Origin of the sequence: Nonomuraea antimicrobica (genome assembly GCF_039536965.1) — a bacterium.
Taxonomy (GTDB): Bacteria; Actinomycetota; Actinomycetes; order Streptosporangiales; family Streptosporangiaceae; genus Nonomuraea; species Nonomuraea antimicrobica.
In genome coordinates this window covers 4948-20689 of sequence record NZ_BAAAZP010000144.1, presented here as the reverse complement: position 1 = coordinate 20689, position 15742 = coordinate 4948, and the positions used below count along the sequence as shown (strand labels likewise).

General features: G+C 72.2%; 13 protein-coding genes. 9 read left to right on the top strand and 4 right to left on the bottom strand.

From position 1 onward, the window contains the following. Nucleotides 1-86: 86 nt before the first annotated feature. Together ABD844_RS35670 and ABD844_RS35665 are read right to left on the bottom strand one after the other, a co-directional pair. Nucleotides 87-1280 carry an amidohydrolase family protein gene (locus tag ABD844_RS35670; protein ID WP_344887887.1) on the bottom strand — a complete coding sequence of 398 codons (1194 nt, stop codon included), beginning with the start codon at nt 1278-1280 and terminating at the stop codon, nt 87-89. 44 nt (nt 1281-1324) lie between these two features. Continuing rightward, nucleotides 1325-3463: an anthranilate synthase component I gene (locus ABD844_RS35665; protein WP_344887957.1), complete on the bottom strand. Its 2139-nt coding sequence runs from the start codon at nt 3461-3463 to the stop codon at nt 1325-1327. 293 nt (nt 3464-3756) lie between these two features. Between ABD844_RS35665 and ABD844_RS35660 the strand changes: the two genes are divergently transcribed. The 7 genes from ABD844_RS35660 (at nt 3757) to mctP (ending at nt 12532) form a co-directional block, all read left to right on the top strand. Beyond that, nucleotides 3757-4947 carry a cytochrome P450 gene (locus ABD844_RS35660; protein ID WP_344887884.1) on the top strand — a complete coding sequence of 397 codons (1191 nt, stop codon included), beginning with the start codon at nt 3757-3759 and terminating at the stop codon, nt 4945-4947. Further along, a complete protein-coding gene (locus tag ABD844_RS35655) occupies nt 4944-5546 on the top strand; it encodes a TetR/AcrR family transcriptional regulator (protein ID WP_344887881.1) in 603 nt (200 codons plus the stop codon). Before ABD844_RS35660 ends, ABD844_RS35655 begins: the two co-directional genes overlap by 4 nt. A 152-nt stretch (nt 5547-5698) precedes the next feature. Next, the gene (locus tag ABD844_RS35650) at nt 5699-9190 is read left to right on the top strand and encodes a S8 family serine peptidase (protein WP_344887878.1); all 3492 of its coding nucleotides are present in this window, start codon (nt 5699-5701) and stop codon (nt 9188-9190) included. A 160-nt stretch (nt 9191-9350) separates the two neighbouring features. After that, nucleotides 9351-9488 carry a hypothetical protein gene (locus ABD844_RS35645; protein ID WP_344887875.1) on the top strand — a complete coding sequence of 46 codons (138 nt, stop codon included), beginning with the start codon at nt 9351-9353 and terminating at the stop codon, nt 9486-9488. Further along, on the top strand, nt 9470-10411 hold the full coding sequence (locus tag ABD844_RS35640; protein ID WP_344887872.1) for a helix-turn-helix transcriptional regulator: 942 nt from the start codon (nt 9470-9472) through the stop codon (nt 10409-10411). Before ABD844_RS35645 ends, ABD844_RS35640 begins: the two co-directional genes overlap by 19 nt. 265 nt (nt 10412-10676) lie before the next feature. Further along, nucleotides 10677-10886, top strand: coding sequence for a DUF3311 domain-containing protein (locus tag ABD844_RS35635; RefSeq protein WP_344887869.1), 210 nt, complete (start codon nt 10677-10679; stop codon nt 10884-10886). Beyond that, on the top strand, nt 10883-12532 hold the full coding sequence (mctP, locus tag ABD844_RS35630) for a monocarboxylate uptake permease MctP (RefSeq protein ID WP_344887866.1): 1650 nt from the start codon (nt 10883-10885) through the stop codon (nt 12530-12532). The genes ABD844_RS35635 and mctP overlap by 4 nt, the downstream gene beginning before the upstream one ends. An 82-nt stretch (nt 12533-12614) precedes the next feature. Here mctP and ABD844_RS35625 read toward each other — a convergent pair whose 3' ends face one another. Further along, on the bottom strand, nt 12615-12962 hold the full coding sequence (locus ABD844_RS35625; RefSeq protein WP_344887863.1) for a DUF6285 domain-containing protein: 348 nt from the start codon (nt 12960-12962) through the stop codon (nt 12615-12617). Between the two features lie 75 nt (nt 12963-13037). Here ABD844_RS35625 and ABD844_RS35620 point away from each other — a divergent pair, with 75 nt between their 5' ends. After that, the gene (locus ABD844_RS35620) at nt 13038-13820 is read left to right on the top strand and encodes a CPBP family intramembrane glutamic endopeptidase (RefSeq protein WP_344887860.1); all 783 of its coding nucleotides are present in this window, start codon (nt 13038-13040) and stop codon (nt 13818-13820) included. Between the two features lie 154 nt (nt 13821-13974). After that, the gene (locus ABD844_RS35615) at nt 13975-14940 is read left to right on the top strand and encodes a phosphotransferase family protein (RefSeq protein WP_344887857.1); all 966 of its coding nucleotides are present in this window, start codon (nt 13975-13977) and stop codon (nt 14938-14940) included. On the opposite strand, the gene ABD844_RS35610 is transcribed toward ABD844_RS35615, so the two are convergent. Continuing rightward, nucleotides 14931-15620, bottom strand: coding sequence for a TetR/AcrR family transcriptional regulator (locus ABD844_RS35610; RefSeq protein WP_344887855.1), 690 nt, complete (start codon nt 15618-15620; stop codon nt 14931-14933). The two genes, ABD844_RS35615 and ABD844_RS35610, sit on opposite strands and share 10 nt — an antisense overlap. Between the last annotated feature and the right edge of the window lie 122 nt (nt 15621-15742).

Here is a 15742-nt window from a genome sequence, read left to right as displayed (position 1 = left end):
ACGGCCCAAGCAAACCAGGTCGCGCCGTCGCGCGCGACTCGGCACCCCTGCCTCCGACGATCCTACGGCGCGTCCGGGCAGCCAGGTCACAGGCGGTAGACGCGCCGGGCGTTGCCCGAGCCGATCATGTGGGCGACCCTGGCGGCGTCGGAGGCGCTCCACTCCCCCGCCGCCACCCGCGACCCGAGCGCGGCGGCCAGCGCGCGCCGGTGGTAGAGCGCGCCCAGGTAGCCGGTCTCGGCCAGGCCGCGGCAGCCGGAGCTGAACAACTGCTTGTGGAACGGCGCCAGCTCCAGCAGCTCGTCGACGACCCGGGCCGAGGCGGCGGCGGTGTGCGGCAGCGCGAGCCCGACGTCCACGTACACGTGCGGGAAGGCCCCGGCCAGGTACGCCGCCTGGCGGTGGAACGGGTAGCAGTGCAGCAGGATCATCGGCACGCCGAGCGGCTGCAACGCCCCCGCGAACGCGGTCAGCCTGGCCGGGTCGGCACGGAACGGCTCGGCCGCCCCACGCCCTGGCGGCCCGCCGAACCCGGTGTGGAACTGCACGGGCAGCCCCCGCTCCCTGGCCACGTCGACCGCGCTCCACAGCAGGTAGTGCAGCAGGACCGGGTCCGTCAGCCGCTCCTTGGGGTCGGCCAGGCGCCGGTTGGCCGCGGCGATCACCGCGCCCCTGGACGGCCTGACGGGGTCGAGGTCGAGCCCGTACCGGGAGCCGATGACCGTCTTGAGTCCGACCGCCCTGGCGGCCCTGACCGCCAGCTCCTCGCCGAGGTCGTCGAGGTAGTCGACGGCGAGCTGCGCGGTCTCGGCCACGTCGCGCTCGATCCGCTCGATCCGTACCAGCTCGTCGGCGGCGGCGCCGCCGTGGCGGCCCATCTCGGCGGCGCCCAGCAGCTCCGCCGCCTCGGGGAACTCCCCTGAGCGGTCGCCCTGCACGTCCTCTTGAGCGCCGTCGACCAGGAACGCCACCACGCCCGCACCGGCCAGCAGCCGCCGGTTGACCTCGCCCGCACCCAGCTCGGCCCGGCGGGCCAGGTAGACGGCGGGCGGCGCGTGCGGCTCCAGGTCGAGCAGCGGCGCGCACCAGCGGCGCACCGCCGCGCCGAACGGCGTGTCGAAGTGGGTGGTGCCCGGCGGCGCCAGGCCCGCGCCCTCGCCGATGAGCAGCTCGAACTGGGCTCTGCCCAGGTCGTCGCGGCGCACCCCGTGACAGTGGTGGTCGACGAGCGGGGCCAGCAGCGCGTCACGCACCGTGTCGGGAAGGTCTACGGGGAGCATGCGGAGACTCTAGGGGGCCCCGCACGCTCCCGCCCGGGTTTTTCCTATCTGCGTGCCAGGCGCAGGACGTTCGCGATGACCTTCGCGCCCGCGCCGCCCTCCTGGGTCAGGATCGACTCCGGGTGGAACTGTACGGCGAAGCGCCGCCGCTCGGTGTCCTCGATGGCCATGACGTTGCCGTCGGGCGTCAGCGCGGTCGGGGTGAAGCCGACGACCCCGGCCCGCTTGGCGTGCAGCGAGTGGTAGCGGGCCGCGGTGAACTCCTCCGGCAGCCCTTCCAGCAGCGCGCCGTCGCCGAGCCGGGAGACGCGGCCGCGCTTGCCGTGCTCGGGGTAGTCGAGCAGCTCCAGCGTGCCACCGGCCTGCTCCACCATGGCCTGCAGCCCCAGGCAGACGCCGAACACCGGCAGGTCGCGGGCGTAGATCTGCTCCAGCAGGGCCGACATGCCGAAGTCGGTCGGCCAGCCGGGGCCGGGCGAGAGCACCACCAGGTCGGGCGCGATCTCGTCGAGCAGGTGCGCGGGGAAGCCGTGGCGCAGCGTCACGACGTCGGCGCCCTCCTGGCGGAAGTAGTCGGCCAGCGTGTTGACGAAGGAGTCTTCGTGGTCGACGAGCAGCACCTTCATGCCCTGGCCCGGCTGCGGCCTGGGCTCGGCGACGGGCACGGTGTCGGGCTGGTTGACCGCGGCCAGGGCTCCGAGCAGGGCGCTGGCCTTCAGCTCGGTCTCGCGCTCCTCGGACTCGGGGTCGGAGTCGAACAGCAGGGTCGCCCCGGCCCTGACGGTCGCCACGCCGTTCCTGATCTGCGCGGTACGCAGGGTCAGGCCGGTGTTCATGGAGCCGTCGAAGCCGATGAAGCCGATGGCGCCGCCGTACCAGCGGCGGGTGGTGGCCTCGTGGTCCTCGATGAACTGCATGGCCCACGTCTTGGGTGCGCCGGTGACCGTGACGGCCCACATGTGGGTGAGGAAGGCGTCGAGGGCGTCGAACTCGGGACGCAGCCTGCCCTCGATGTGGTCGACCGTGTGGATCAGGCGGGAGTACAGCTCGATCTGGCGGCGGCCGATGACCTTGACGGTGCCAGGGACGCAGATGCGCGACTTGTCGTTGCGGTCGACGTCGGTGCACATGGTCAGCTCCGACTCCTCCTTGATGCTCGACAGGAGGGTGCGGATGGCCTCGGCGTCCTCGACCGGGTTGCTGCCGCGGGCGATGGTGCCGGAGATGGGGCAGGTCTCGACGCGGTCGCCGCTGACCCGTACGTACATCTCGGGCGAGGCGCCGACCAGGTGCTCGCCCTCGCCGAGGCTGATGATGAACTCGTACGGGGCGGGGTTGCTCTTGCGCAGGCCGCGGTAGAAGGCGGGCGGGTCGGCGCAGGCGGCGTGGAAGACCTGGCCGGGCACGACCTCGAACAGGTCGCCGCGCTTGAACTTCTCCTTGGCGGCGGCCACGACCTTGGCGTATTCGCCCTTCGCCGGGTTTCGCGGCAGCTCGGCGGGCGTGACGGGGGCGGCGCTGTCGCCGGTGCGCTCGAGGCCGCGGGTGCTCGTGCCGTCGACGACGAACTCGTAGCGGTGCTCGACGCAGGACTCGCGCTGCCGGTCGATCACCACGATCCGGTCGGGCAGGTGCAGCACCAGGTCGCGCTGGTCGTCGGGGCGCGCCAGCTCCTGCCGGATGGGCTCGAACTGGAAGGCCAGGTCGTAGCCGAAGGCGCCGTAGAGCCCGAGGTGCGGGTCGTCGCCCCGGAACGCGGCGATGACCTCGCGGATGGCGGTGAAGACGGTGGGCCGGCGGCTGCGCATCTCCTCGGGCAGCAGGTCGTCGGGATCCTGGCCGGGCTCGGGCACGTGCACCTCGACGCGGTCGGCCGTGGGCTCGGTGACCGGCTTGCCCGCGGCCAGCAGGCAGGAGGCGATGGCGGGCAGCACGACCCGGCCGCGCTCGTTGAGTGCGGACGCTGCGATGGTGCGGCCCTTGGCGACCAGCTCCAGGCACGGATCGACGTAGCCGAAGGCCCATCGGCTGTAGCGGCCCGGGTAGTCCATGCCGGAGGAGAAGGCGCCGCCGCGCCGCTCCGCCAGGGACGTCACGATCTCTTCGAGGGCGGCTTCGTCCACCTCGCGTGTCTCGCGCTCGACGCCGATGCCCCCGGCGGTGGTATATCCGCTCGTCTCCACTTCCTGCCCCTTCACCACGTCAAATGATCGAGCCCCGGGGGCGGACACGAGAAAGGCCGCCATCCGGGGCGGCCGTCCGTTGAGGAATGCGAAACACGCGCCGCCTAGGAGCGGCGCCACCACTGGAGCTGAGCGTGACTTCGCATACCGCCCAGGTTAACCGCCGGACCATGATCGCGCAACGCGACCCGCCACCCCCGCGCGGTGACCCCGGGTTCCCGGGGGGCCGGTGCGCGGATTGCAATACAGAGCTGTACTGTATTTGTGTACTCGCCGGTCGAAAGGAGACCCCGATGACGGAGACCGAGGCGATCGCACTGCCCACCGGGCGGCCCGGCCCGTTCGACCCGCCCACCGAGCTGGCCGAGCTGCGCGGGCGCAGCCCCGTCACCCCCCTCACCTACGCCGACGGGCACGTGGGCTGGCTGGTCACCTCCCACGCCCTCGTGCGCGAGGTGCTGGCCGACCGCCGCTTCAGCGCGCGGTCGGAGCTGCGCCACCTGCCCACCGGCCCGGGCGGTGCGCCCGCACAGCCCGCGCCGCCCGGGATGTTCGTCTCCACCGACCCGCCGGAGCACACCCGCTACCGCCACCTGCTCACCGGGGAGTTCACCGTGCGCAGGATGCGGCAGCTCACCGAGCGGATCGGGGAGGTCACCACGCGGTACCTGGACGCCATGGAGCGGCAGGGCCCGCCGGCCGACCTCGTGGCGGCGTTCGCGGCGCCGATCCCGGCCGTGGTGATCTGCGAGCTGCTCGGCGTGCCGGAGGAGGACCGCGCGTCGTTCATGGCCCAGAGCGCCACGCTCATGCGCGCGGACCTCCCGCAGGAGGAGAAGATCCCGGCGTACCTGGCGATGCGGGCCCACATGAGCGAGCTGGTGGGGGCCAAGCGGGCGCGGCCGGGCGACGACCTGCTGAGCGGGCTGACCGGCGGCGACCTGACCGACGAGGAGCTGACCAACATCGGGTTCATGCTGCTCGGCGCCGGTCTCGACACCACCGCCAACATGATCGCGCTGGGCTCCTTCGCGCTGCTGCGGCACCCGGCGGAGGCGGCCGTGCTGCGCGCGGAGCCGGAGCGGGCCGAGCAGGTGGTGGAGGAGCTGCTGCGGTATCTGAGCATCGTGCCCTTCCTCGTACGCACCGCGCTGGAGGACGTCGAGCTGGGCGGCGAGCTGGTCAGGGCCGGGCAGACGGTCACGCTCTCCATCCAGGCGGCCAACCGCGACCCCGGCCGCTTCCCCGACCCCGACCAGCTCGACCTGGGCCGGGCGGGCGGCGGGCACGTCGCCTTCGGCCACGGGGTGCACCAGTGCCTGGGCCAGCAGCTCGCCCGGGTGGAGATGCGGGCGGCCTTCCCTGCGCTGTTCGCCCGGTTCCCGTCGCTGCGCCTGGCGGTGGCGCCTGAGGAGGTGCCGCTCCGTACCGACATGCTCATCTACGGCGTGCACCGGCTGCCCGTCACCTGGGACGCGCCATGACCACACGCCCGGCGGGCCGCCCGCGCAGCCAGGAGGCCGACCTGGCCATCATGGCCGCCGCGCTCGACGTGCTGATCGAGCAGGGCGCGCAGCAGGCCAGCATCGAGCAGGTGGCCAGGCGGGCGGGGGTGACGCGGGCGACGGTCTACCGCAGGTTCGCGGACAAGACGGCCATGCTGGTACGGACGCTGGAGTGGGCCAACCACGACCACGACCCCGAGTTCACCGGGTGGCGCGACGTGGAGCACATGTTGGGCGACTGGGCGGCGTACCTGGCGGTCCCCCGCCACCGGCGCCTGCTGCGCCGCCTGTTCGGCAGCCGCGACGACTACCCCGAGCTGGTGTCCACCTACCGGATGGTCAACGGCGGGCGGCGGGCGGCGATGGTGCGCGCGATGTTGTGCCAGGCCCGCGACCTCGGACGGCTCCCCCGTGACGTGGACCTCGACGTGCTGCAGGAGATGCTGACCGCGGCGGTCGTGCACCACGTCAGCACCTATCCCGACGACGAGGACCCCGAACGGATCGCCGCCTACCTGGCGGCCGTCATGAGGCAGGTCGGCTACCGGGCGGTACCCGGCGAAAGGGAAAAGACCTGACCACGGCATATGGCGACATTTCAGCCGACCAGATTTCGATTCGACTGGCTAAGTAACGTTTCACGACACCTATTGCTTTCCCGACAAGATCTCTTCACCCTTCTCGGCAGAGACGTAAAGATCACCTCTCACGATGTCGTGAAGGAGAGCCAGTGCCCCACACCCCTCGCTGGCGCGCGATCCTGGCCGGGATCGCCGCCGCCTGTCTGTTAGCCCCGCACACCGCGGCGCAGGCGGCGCCAGACCCCGGCAAGATCGACGCGACCGTCCAAGCGCGGCTCGCGCAGGACGACAAGGCCACTTTCTGGGTCCGGATGAAGGGCAGCACCGACCTGAGCGGCGCCCGCCGGGCCGTCGCGAAGGAGACGAAGGCCGAAATGGTCTTCGAGGCCAAGGAAGAGCAGGCCAAGACCTCTCAGGAGGGCCTGCGCAAGCTGCTCGACTCCCGCAACGCCGACTACACCCCCTACTGGATCGTCAACGCGGTCAAGGTGACCGCCGACGAGAAGCTCGCCGGCGAGATCGCCAAGCTGCCGGAGGTCGACCGCATCGACCCGATCCGCACCGTCTCGCTCCCCAAGCCGGTCCAGGGCACTGCGCAGGCCAGGATCAACGCCGTCGAGTGGAACATCGACCGGATCAACGCGCCGCGCGTCTGGGACGAGCTGGGCAACCGCGGTGAGGGCATCGTGGTCGCCAACATCGACACCGGCGTCCAGTTCGACCACCCCGACCTGGCCGCGAGCTACCGGGGCAGGAACCCCGACGGCTCCTACACCCATGACTACAACTGGTTCGACCCGGCGGGCGTCTGCTCGAGCCCTGCGCCGTGCGACAACAACGGCCACGGCACGCACACCATGGGCACGATGGCCGGCGCGAACGGCATCGGCGTGGCGCCCGGCGTGAAGTGGATCGCGGCCAAGGGCTGCGAGGTCAACACCTGCACCGACGCCTCCCTGCTGGCGGCCGGGGAGTGGGTGGTCCGGCCCACCGACCTGAACGGCCAGAACCCGCGCCCCGACCTGGCGCCGGACATCGTCAACAACTCCTGGGGCGGCAACGGGTTCGACCCGTTCTACAAGGAGGTCGTCGACGCGTGGGTCGCGGCGGGGATCTTCCCGGCCTTCTCCAACGGCAACGAGGGCCCGGCCTGCCGCACCAGCGGCTCGCCCGGCCAGTACGTGACCTCGTACAGCGCGGGCGCCTTCGACGTCAACAACGCCCTGTACTCCCGCTCCAGCAAGGGCGAGGGCGAGAACGGCGAGATCAAGCCGAACATCGCCGCCCCCGGCGTCAACGTGCGCTCCTCGACCCCGGGCAACGACTACGACAGCTACACCGGCACGTCGATGGCCTCGCCGCACGTGGCGGCCACGGTGGCGCTGATCTGGTCGGCCGCGCCGCGCCTGCAGGGCGACGTGGCCGCCACCAGGCCGCTGCTGGACACCACCGCCGTGGACGTCTCCGACACCAGTTGCGGCGGCACCGCGGCCGACAACAACGTGTGGGGCGAGGGCCGGCTCGACGCCCACGCCGCCGTGCTGGCCGCTCCTGAGGAGGGCCTGGGCGACCTGTCCGGCGTGGTCACCTCGGGCGGCGAGCCGCTGGCGGGGGTGACGGTCACGGTCACCGGGCCGCTGACCCGTACCGTGGTCACCGGCGCGGACGGCAGGTACGCCATCCCGCGCCTGCTGCCGGGCGACTACCGGCTCACCGCGGAGCGGTTCGGCTACGAGCCGGCCGCCGCGGACGTCACGATCGCCGCCGACCAGGGCGCGACGGCCGACGTGCCGTTGACCGTGCTGCCGGGCGGGACGGTCTCCGGCACGGTCACCACGGCGGGCACGCCGGAGCCCGGCGCGACCGTGGCCGCCTCCGGCACACCGGCGAGCGCGGTGACCGACGCGTCGGGCCGCTACCGGCTGACGCTGCCGCAGGGGTCGTACGAGCTGGTGGTGACCCCCGCCTCCCGCTGCTCCAGCGGTGGGAGGGCGGCCGTCACCGTGACCGGCGACGTGGTCCAGGACATCGAGCTGCCGCTGCGCGGCGACAACTTCGGCTACACCTGCTCCGTCGGGGCGCAGCAGTTCCCGTCCGGCGCCGAGAAGCTGGCGCTGACCGGCGACGACGAGGCCGTGCAGGTGACGCTGCCGTTCCCGGTCCCGTACTACGGCACCGGATACGGCAGGGCGTGGATCGGCACGAACGGGTTCGTCACGTTCGCCACCGACCGGGTCACGACGGGCAGCAACGGGCGGCTGCCGACGACGGGCACGCCCAACAACGCGCTCTACCCGTACTGGGACGACCTCGTGGTGGACGCGCAGGCCGGGGTGTACACGGCGGTGACGGGCACCGCGCCGCACCGGACGTTCGTGGTGGAGTGGCGCAACGTCAGCTTCTACAGCGAGACGGCCCAGCGGGTGTCGTTCGCGGCGCTGCTGGGTGAGGACGGCTCGATCGCCTTCCGGTACAAGGACATCGAGAGCGCGCGCGACCGGGGCTCCGAGGCCACGATCGGCATCGAGAACGCCGCCGGGAACGACGCGCTGATGTACTCCTTCAACGAGCCGGTGCTGTCCACCGGGCAGGGCCTGGCGTTCCGGGCCAGCCGGCACGGCCTGGTCACCGGCAAGGTCACCGACGCCAACGACGGCGACCCGGTCGCCGGGGCGACGGTGAAGGTGGGCGACGTGGCCACGCTCACCACCGGCGCCGACGGCGCCTTCTACGGCCAGGTGCTGGCCGGGGACTACGAGGTCGAGGTGGCCAAGGAGCACTACGGCACCTTCACCCAGCCGGTCACGGTGGCCGCGGCCTCGGTGACGCGGATCGACACGGCGCTGGTCACGGGCCGGGTGAGCGCGTCGGTAGGGGAGCTGACCGTGGTGCTGCCCGCCGACGCCAACCGCACGCGGACGGTGGAGCTGACGAACCTGGGCACGGCGACGCCGTACACAGTGAGCGGCGAGTCGTGGTTCACGGTGACGCCGACGGCGGGCGAGCTGGCCAAGGGGCAGAAGGCGACGCTGAACGTGGCGGTGTCGAGCGCCGGGGTGGCGCCGGGCACGTTCCGTACGGGCAAGCTGCTGGTCAAGTCCGCCAGCGGGCGGCAGCCGACCATCGAGATCACGGTGACGGTCGTGGTGCCCAAGCACCAGGTGGCCATCGACGCCGGCGCGACCAGGAACGCCGTGGACGCCGCCGGTGACACCTGGACAGCCGACAAGAAGTACGTCCAGGGCGGCCACGGCTACGTGGCCACCCAGAACCGTACGCACAGCACGTCCAGGACCATCGCGGGCACCGCCGACCAGACGCTGTTCCGCACGGCCAGGGAGTCGATGCTGGAGTACCGGTTCGACGGCGTCCCCGCCGGGACGTACACGGTGGAGCTGGACTTCGCCGACATCAGGAACACGCAGATGGGCAAGCGCGTCTTCGACGTGCTGGTCGAGGGGCAACTGGCGATCCCGGCGCTCGACCTGGCCCTGGAGGCGGGCACGTACACGGCGGTGTCCAGGCAGTACACGGTGAAGGTGACCGACGGGCAGCTCAACGTGCGGTTCGCGACCCGGGAGGGCGCGACGATCGTCAACGCGCTGCGCATCACCGAGCGCCCCGACCGGGCGACCCCGTAGGTGCGCGGGCCCATGGCTGAGCGGGCCCGGTGAGTGAGCGGGCTCGTCCCCTGTGGCTGGGGGGCGGGCCCGTTTCCCGCGTCGCGGCCGGGCTCGGCCGGCGCGCGGCGGACGTCCTCGGGGTACCGAGCATCGGGCGGCATCTGTTACTCCTTGGTACATGAGACGCGTGCGGCTGCGGTCCCTCGACGCCGATCCCGGCGCGGGTGGCTGGACGGCGCCCGCCGACGCCGAGGTGTTCCGCTCCCCCGACCCGCCTTCGGCCGTGGTGCCGCCGCCGTGCGCGCGTCGAGGCTGATGTCGCTGGTCCTGCTGTTGCAGGGCCGTGGCGGGATGACGGCGGCCGAGCTGGCCGAGGAGCTGGAGGTCTCCGAGCGCACGGTCCACCGCGACATGCTGGCGCTGTCGGCGGCGGGCGTGCCGGTCTACGCCGACCGGGGGCGGGGCGGCGGTTACCGGCTGCTGGACGGCTTCCGTACCCGGCTCAACGGGCTCGACCGGGCCGAGGCCGAGGCGCTGTTCCTGTCGGGGGTGCCGGGGGCGCTGCGCGAGATGGGGCTGCAGGAGGTGGCGGCCACGGCCCGGCTGAAGGCGGCCGCCGGGCTCTCCCCCGCCCTGCGCGACGCACCGGAGACCGCGGCGCAGCGCTTCCATCTGGACGCGCCGGGCTGGTTCGTCGGCGGCACCCCGCCGCCCGCCGCCCTCGCGCCGCTGGCCAGGGCCGTGTGGAGCGACCGGCGGGTCGCGGCCGTGTACAAGGACAAGCCGCGCGTCCTGGAGCCGTACGGGCTGGTGCTCAAGGCGGGCGCCTGGTATCTGGTGGCCCGGCTGAAGACCCGGACGCTGATCTTCCGGGTGCCCCGCTTCGGCGAGATCACCGTGCTGGACGACACGTTCGACCGGGAGCCGGGCTTCGACCTGGCGGCCTTCTGGGCCGAGCAGTCGGCCGAGTTCCAGCGGTCGCTGCTGCGGGAGGTGATCACGCTGCGGCTCACCGAGCGGGGCGTGCGCATGCTGCGTCACATCGCCGAGCCCGCGGCGCTGGCGGACGCGCTCGACTCGCTCCAGCCCGACGGCACCGTGCGGCTGGGAGTGGAGTCGGTGCCGGTGGCGTTCTCGCAGGTGCTGCGGTTCGGGCCGGAGGCCGAGGTGCTGGGGCCGCCGGAGCTGCGGGCGATGACCGCGGAGGCCGCCGCCCGCATGGCCCGCCTGTACGACTGAGCCGGCGGGCCCGTGGAGCCGACCGTTCGGCGCGGGTAAGCGACCACTCGCCGATCGAGGATCCGTCAACGCCGTGGGCGTCGTTAGGGTGCGATCGATACGCCCGATCACGGCGTCTCACATGTCGAGACAACATCTCGATATTTACCCCAAACCGTAACATCCAGGACATTGGGCTTAATACCCCCGTAAAGCTAATCTCCTCCCTTGACAAGAAGTCAGGATCCGGTGACAGCCGGCTTCTGATCCACTCATCGGAGGGTCGATGACTACCGGGGAACCCGGGCAGCCACGCACCGACCGCAGCCCGTGGAACTGGCTGCTGGTCCTGCCGATCGTGCTGCCGTTGCTGACGTTCCTGTTCAACGCCGACGAGCCGCGCCTGTTCGGCTTCCCGCTCTTCTACTGGCTGCAGATCGCGTTCATCGCGGTGGGCGTGGTGTCCACGACCATCGTCTACAGGATGACCAAGTGAGCGGGCACACGACCGAGCTGGTCGTCTTCATCGCGCTGTTCCTGCTCGTCAGCGGCATGGGATTCGTGGCCGCGCGCTGGCGGCGGCCCGACGACCTGGCCAGCCTCAACGAGTGGGGCCTGGGCGGGCGCAGCTTCGGCTCCTGGATCACCTGGTTCCTGATCGGCGGCGACCTGTACACCGCCTACACCTTCGTGGCGGTGCCCGCCCTGGTGTTCAGCTCCGGGGCGCTCGGCTTCTACGCGCTGCCGTACACGGTGGTGGTCTATCCGCTGGTGTTCCTGGTGCTGGCGCGGATGTGGTCGGTCTCGCACGTGCACGGGTTCGTCACCCCCGCCGACTTCGTACGGGCCCGGTTCGGGTCGCCGACGCTGGCGCTGGCCATCGCGATCACCGGGCTGGTGGCCACGATGCCGTACATCGCGCTGCAGCTCGTCGGCATCGAGGCGGTGCTGAAGGCGATGGGCATCACCGGGCACCTGCCGATCATCATCGCGTTCGCGATCCTGGCCGCCTACACCTACCAGTCCGGCCTGCGGGCCCCCGCGCTGATCGCGTTCGTGAAGGACGCGCTCATCTACATCGTCATCCTCGCCGCGGTCATCTACATCCCGGCCAGGCTGGGCGGCTGGGACTCGATCTTCGACGCGGCCAAGGCCAAGTTCGACGCCACCCCCAACCCGGCCGACGGCTACATCCTGAACGCCGGCAACCAGCTCCAGTACGTGACGCTGGCGTTCGGCTCGGCGCTGGCCCTGTTCCTGTACCCGCACAGCCTCACCGGCGTGCTGGCCTCCAAGAACCGCAACGTCATCAAGCGCAACATGTCGGCGCTGCCCGCCTACAGCCTGGTGCTGGGCCTGATCGCGCTGCTCGGCTTCATGGCCATCGCGGCGGGCACCAAGCCGGTCACGGCCGGGGGCAAGACCGACACGAACACGATCGTGCCGGTGTTGTTCGACCAGATGTTCCCCGACTGGTTCACGGGCGTGGCGTACGCGGCGATCGGCATCGGCGCGCTCGTCCCGGCGGCGATCATGTCGATCGCGGCGGCGAACCTGTTCACCCGCAACATCTACCGCGAGTACCTCAACAAGAACGCCACCGACGCCCAGGAGGCCAACGTCTCCAAGCTGGTGTCGCTGGTGGTCAAGGTGGGCGCGGTGCTGTGCATCCTGCTGCTCGACCCGCAGTTCTCGATCGACCTGCAGCTCATCGGCGGTGTGATCATCCTGCAGACGCTGCCGTCGGTGGCGCTGGGCCTGTACACGCGGTGGTTCCACAAGGGCGGCCTGATCGCGGGCTGGGCTCTCGGTCTGGCGGCGGGCATGTGGATGCTGTACCTCATCCCGAACCCGGCGACCGGCAAGCAGCACTTCGGCGGCTCGGCGTTCGCGCTGTCGAACCTGGGCTTCGACACCAAGATGACGATCTACGCCGGGTTCCTGGCGCTCATCGTCAACCTGGCGGTCGCGGCCGTGGGGACGCTGGTCTTCCGGGCCGCCAAGGTGGCCGACGGGCAGGACGCGACCGCGCGCGACGACTACTTCGCCGACGAGGGCGAGCCGAAGGTCGAGGACCGCGACCCGGCCGCCGATGACCGCGACCCGGCCGTCAAGGACGGCGACCCGACCGGCTCCCACTGACCCTTCGGGAGCGCGGCCCGTCCCCTGTCCGCCGGGGGCGGGCCGCCCGGCCCCGCCGGACGAGGGCTCAGTCGGTGAGGGCTCAGTCGGTGAGGTAGGCGGGGTTGGCCACCTCCAGCTTGGCGCGTACGGCCTGTTCGAGGGCTTCGAGCAGGGGCGCGTCGTCGGCGATCCGGCCCTCGCGGACGGCGGCGGCCAGCTCGGCGTCGTCCGCCACGCCCAGGGCGGCCAGGCGGGCCGCGTGCTCCTCCGCCTGGGCGGGGCCGAGCTTCATCTCCCTCTCGACCATGGCCAGCACGTTGACGGCGACGCGGGTGTGGTGGCGGACCCGGCCCTCGACGGCCGGGAGCACGTCGGTCTCGAGGAAGCCGCGTACGGCGGAGACGAGCTGGGCCGCGGTGGGGACGTCGTGGGGGTCGGTGCGCGTCACAGGATCTCCTTAGCACGGGCGGGCGGTTTGTTGGGACTTATTCGCGTCCGATCATGTAAGGACTAGTCTGCGGCCATGCACACAGAGTCCCCCCTCGCGCCGTCCCCGGTGCTCGGGCCGAAACTCATCAGGGCCGAGATCTTCGTCGTGCTGTCGGTCTCGCTCGGCGCCAGCGCCCTGATGGCGTTCCTGCGGCTGATCGGGGCGCTCACGGCCCCGCGCGAGCTGAAGGGCCAGCAGGCCGTGCTCGTCGGGTCGATGGCGCCCGGCCGTCCCTGGCTGGACCTGGCGCTGCAGCTCGCGCAGATCGCGATCGCGGTGGCGCCGGTGGGGCTGGTGGCGTACCTGATGGTGCGGTCCGGGGAGTCGATGCGGACGATCGGCGCCGACTTCCGGCGGCCGGGTGGCGACCTGCTGCGCGGGGCGGTGCTGGCGGCCGTGATCGGCGGCTCCGGGCTGGCCTTCTACCTCGCGGTGTGGGCGTCCGGGGTGAACCTGACCGTCGTCCCCGGGCAGTTGCCCGACGTGTGGTGGCAGGTGCCGGTGCTGCTGCTGGCGGCGGCCCAGAACGGCGTGCTGGAGGAGGTGGTGGTCGCGGGCTACCTGCTGCACCGGCTCGGGCAGGCCGGGATGGGGCCGTGGAAGGCGGTGGTGGTGTCGTCGCTGCTGCGCGGGTCGTACCACCTGTATCAGGGGTTCGGCGGGTTCGTCGGGAACGTGGTGATGGGGCTGCTGTTCGGCCGCATGTACCAGCGGTGGGGACGGACCATGCCGCTGGTCGTGGCGCACACGCTCATCGACGTCGTCGCCTTCGTCGGGTACGCCTTCCTGCACGGCAAGGTGAGCTGGCTGCCCTGAGACCGTTGACCGGCGCCGGGGTTTCGGGATGGGATCTGTTCATGGGCATCGCGGTTGCCGACGGCGTCCGGCCGGTCCGCGGGCAGGGGCTCGCCATCGGGCGGCGCGTCCCGGGCGTGTGCGCGGCCGGCGACGCCCGGGAGTCCGGCCTGCGATGACGGATCCGCACGCGATCGTCCTCGACACGTTCGGGACGGGGACGGAGATCACGTCCAGCGCCCGGCTGCCCGGCGGCGCCTCACGCGAGACCTGGGCCCTCGACGTGCTCACCGGCGACGGGGGCAGGCACGAGCTGATCCTGCGGCTCGACTCTCCCGTCGCGCCCCTGGAGGCGGGCCTCGGGCTGGCCGCCGAGGCGAGGCTGATGCGGGCGGCGGCGGGCGCGGGGGTGCCGGTGCCCAGGATCGTCGCGTGCGGGGAGTCGTACATCCTCATGACCCGCGTGCCCGGCGAGACGATCCCGCGCAAGATCCTGCGCGACGACGCCTACGCGGCGGCCCGGCCCCGGCTGGCCCGGCAGTGCGGCCAGGCGCTGGCCGCCATCCACCGCATGCCGCTGTCGGCGCTGCGGTGGGAGGGGCCGCGGGAGGAGCCGCCGGACCCGTTGACGCGCTGGCGGGAGGCGCTGGACGCGCTCGGCGAGCCGCACCCGGTGTTCGAGCTGACGCTGCGGCGGCTGGCGGCCACGCGCCCGCCGGGACGCCGGCACACGGTCGTGCACGGCGACTTCCGCAACGGCAACCTCATCGTCGGGCCCGAGGGGATCAGGGCGGTGCTCGACTGGGAGCTGGCCCACTCCGGTGACCCGCTGGAGGACCTGGGGTGGTTGTGCGTGAAGGCGTGGCGGTTCGGCGAGCGGCTGCCGGTGGGCGGGTTCGGCGCGTACGACGAGCTGCTGCACGCCTACGAGGAGGCCGGAGGACAGGCCGTCGATCGTGAGGCGCTGCGGTGGTGGGAGACGTTCGGCGTGCTGAAGTGGGGGGTCATCTGCGTCATGCGGACCATGCGGCACCTGCGCGGCGGGGCGGCGTCGGTGGAGCTGGCGGCGATCGGGCGGCGCGTGTGCGAGAACGAGTGGGACCTGCTGCGGCTGCTGGGCGAGCGGCAGGGCTATCCGTGACCCCCGGCCGGTGGCCGTCGTGCGGGGCGCTCAGCCGTGACCGGGGGCGGCGGGTGCCGGGCCGCTCCGGGGGTGAGCGCGGCGACGATCACGTCCACCAGGCCCTCCACCACCTGGACGCGGTCGACCTCGGGATGGTCGAGCCACCAGTCTCCGGTGGTCTGCACCATGCCGACGAACGCGTGGCCGAGCACCTGGGCGCGCGTCGGGTCGGGCACCGTCCGCTCGGCGGTCAGCACGGCGCCCAGCTCCTCCCCCAGGCCGCGGACCAGCGCGGTCATGTGGGAGCGGACCCGGCTGTCCTCGGCGCCGGCCCGATGGAACAGGAAGCGGTAGAGGTTGAGGTTGGCCGAGACGAGGTCGAGGTAGACGCCGATGGCCGCCCCGGCCCTGCCGCGCAGGTCGGCCCCCGACTCGGCCGCACCGCCGCCCCGGGCCCCATCGCGGGCTCCTGGGGCGGCCAGGCGGGGGCGGAGCTGGGCGATGACCGTGCGTACGTGGCGGTCGGCCAGGGCCTGGTAGAGGCCGTGCTTGTCGCCGAAGTGGCGGTAGAGGATGGGCTTGGTGATGCCCGCCTCGGCGGCGATGGCCGCCATCGACACCTCGGGGCCCTCCTTCATGATGACCCGGTCGGCCGCGTCGAGCAGTGCCCTGCGCCGATCCGGATCCCGCCCGCTCACCTGTCCAGGATAGATCGCCGGCGGGCCGGGAGCAGCGCCGAGAGCACGAGGAAGGCGCCGATGAGCGCGTACAGGCCGCTCATCCCGGCCAGGGTGCCGGGTGGCTCGCCCGGCTCGGCCCT

Coding starts and splice junctions, on each gene's coding strand:
- ABD844_RS35635 (WP_344887869.1), top strand. CDS start 10,677: ATGACTACCGGGGAACCCGGGCAGCCACGCACCGACCGCAGCCCGTGG.
- ABD844_RS35615 (WP_344887857.1), top strand. CDS start 13,975: ATGACGGATCCGCACGCGATCGTCCTCGACACGTTCGGGACGGGGACG.
- ABD844_RS35655 (WP_344887881.1), top strand. CDS start 4,944: ATGACCACACGCCCGGCGGGCCGCCCGCGCAGCCAGGAGGCCGACCTG.
- ABD844_RS35660 (WP_344887884.1), top strand. CDS start 3,757: ATGACGGAGACCGAGGCGATCGCACTGCCCACCGGGCGGCCCGGCCCG.
- ABD844_RS35670 (WP_344887887.1), bottom strand. CDS start 1,280: ATGCTCCCCGTAGACCTTCCCGACACGGTGCGTGACGCGCTGCTGGCC.
- ABD844_RS35620 (WP_344887860.1), top strand. CDS start 13,038: ATGCACACAGAGTCCCCCCTCGCGCCGTCCCCGGTGCTCGGGCCGAAA.
- ABD844_RS35645 (WP_344887875.1), top strand. CDS start 9,351: ATGAGACGCGTGCGGCTGCGGTCCCTCGACGCCGATCCCGGCGCGGGT.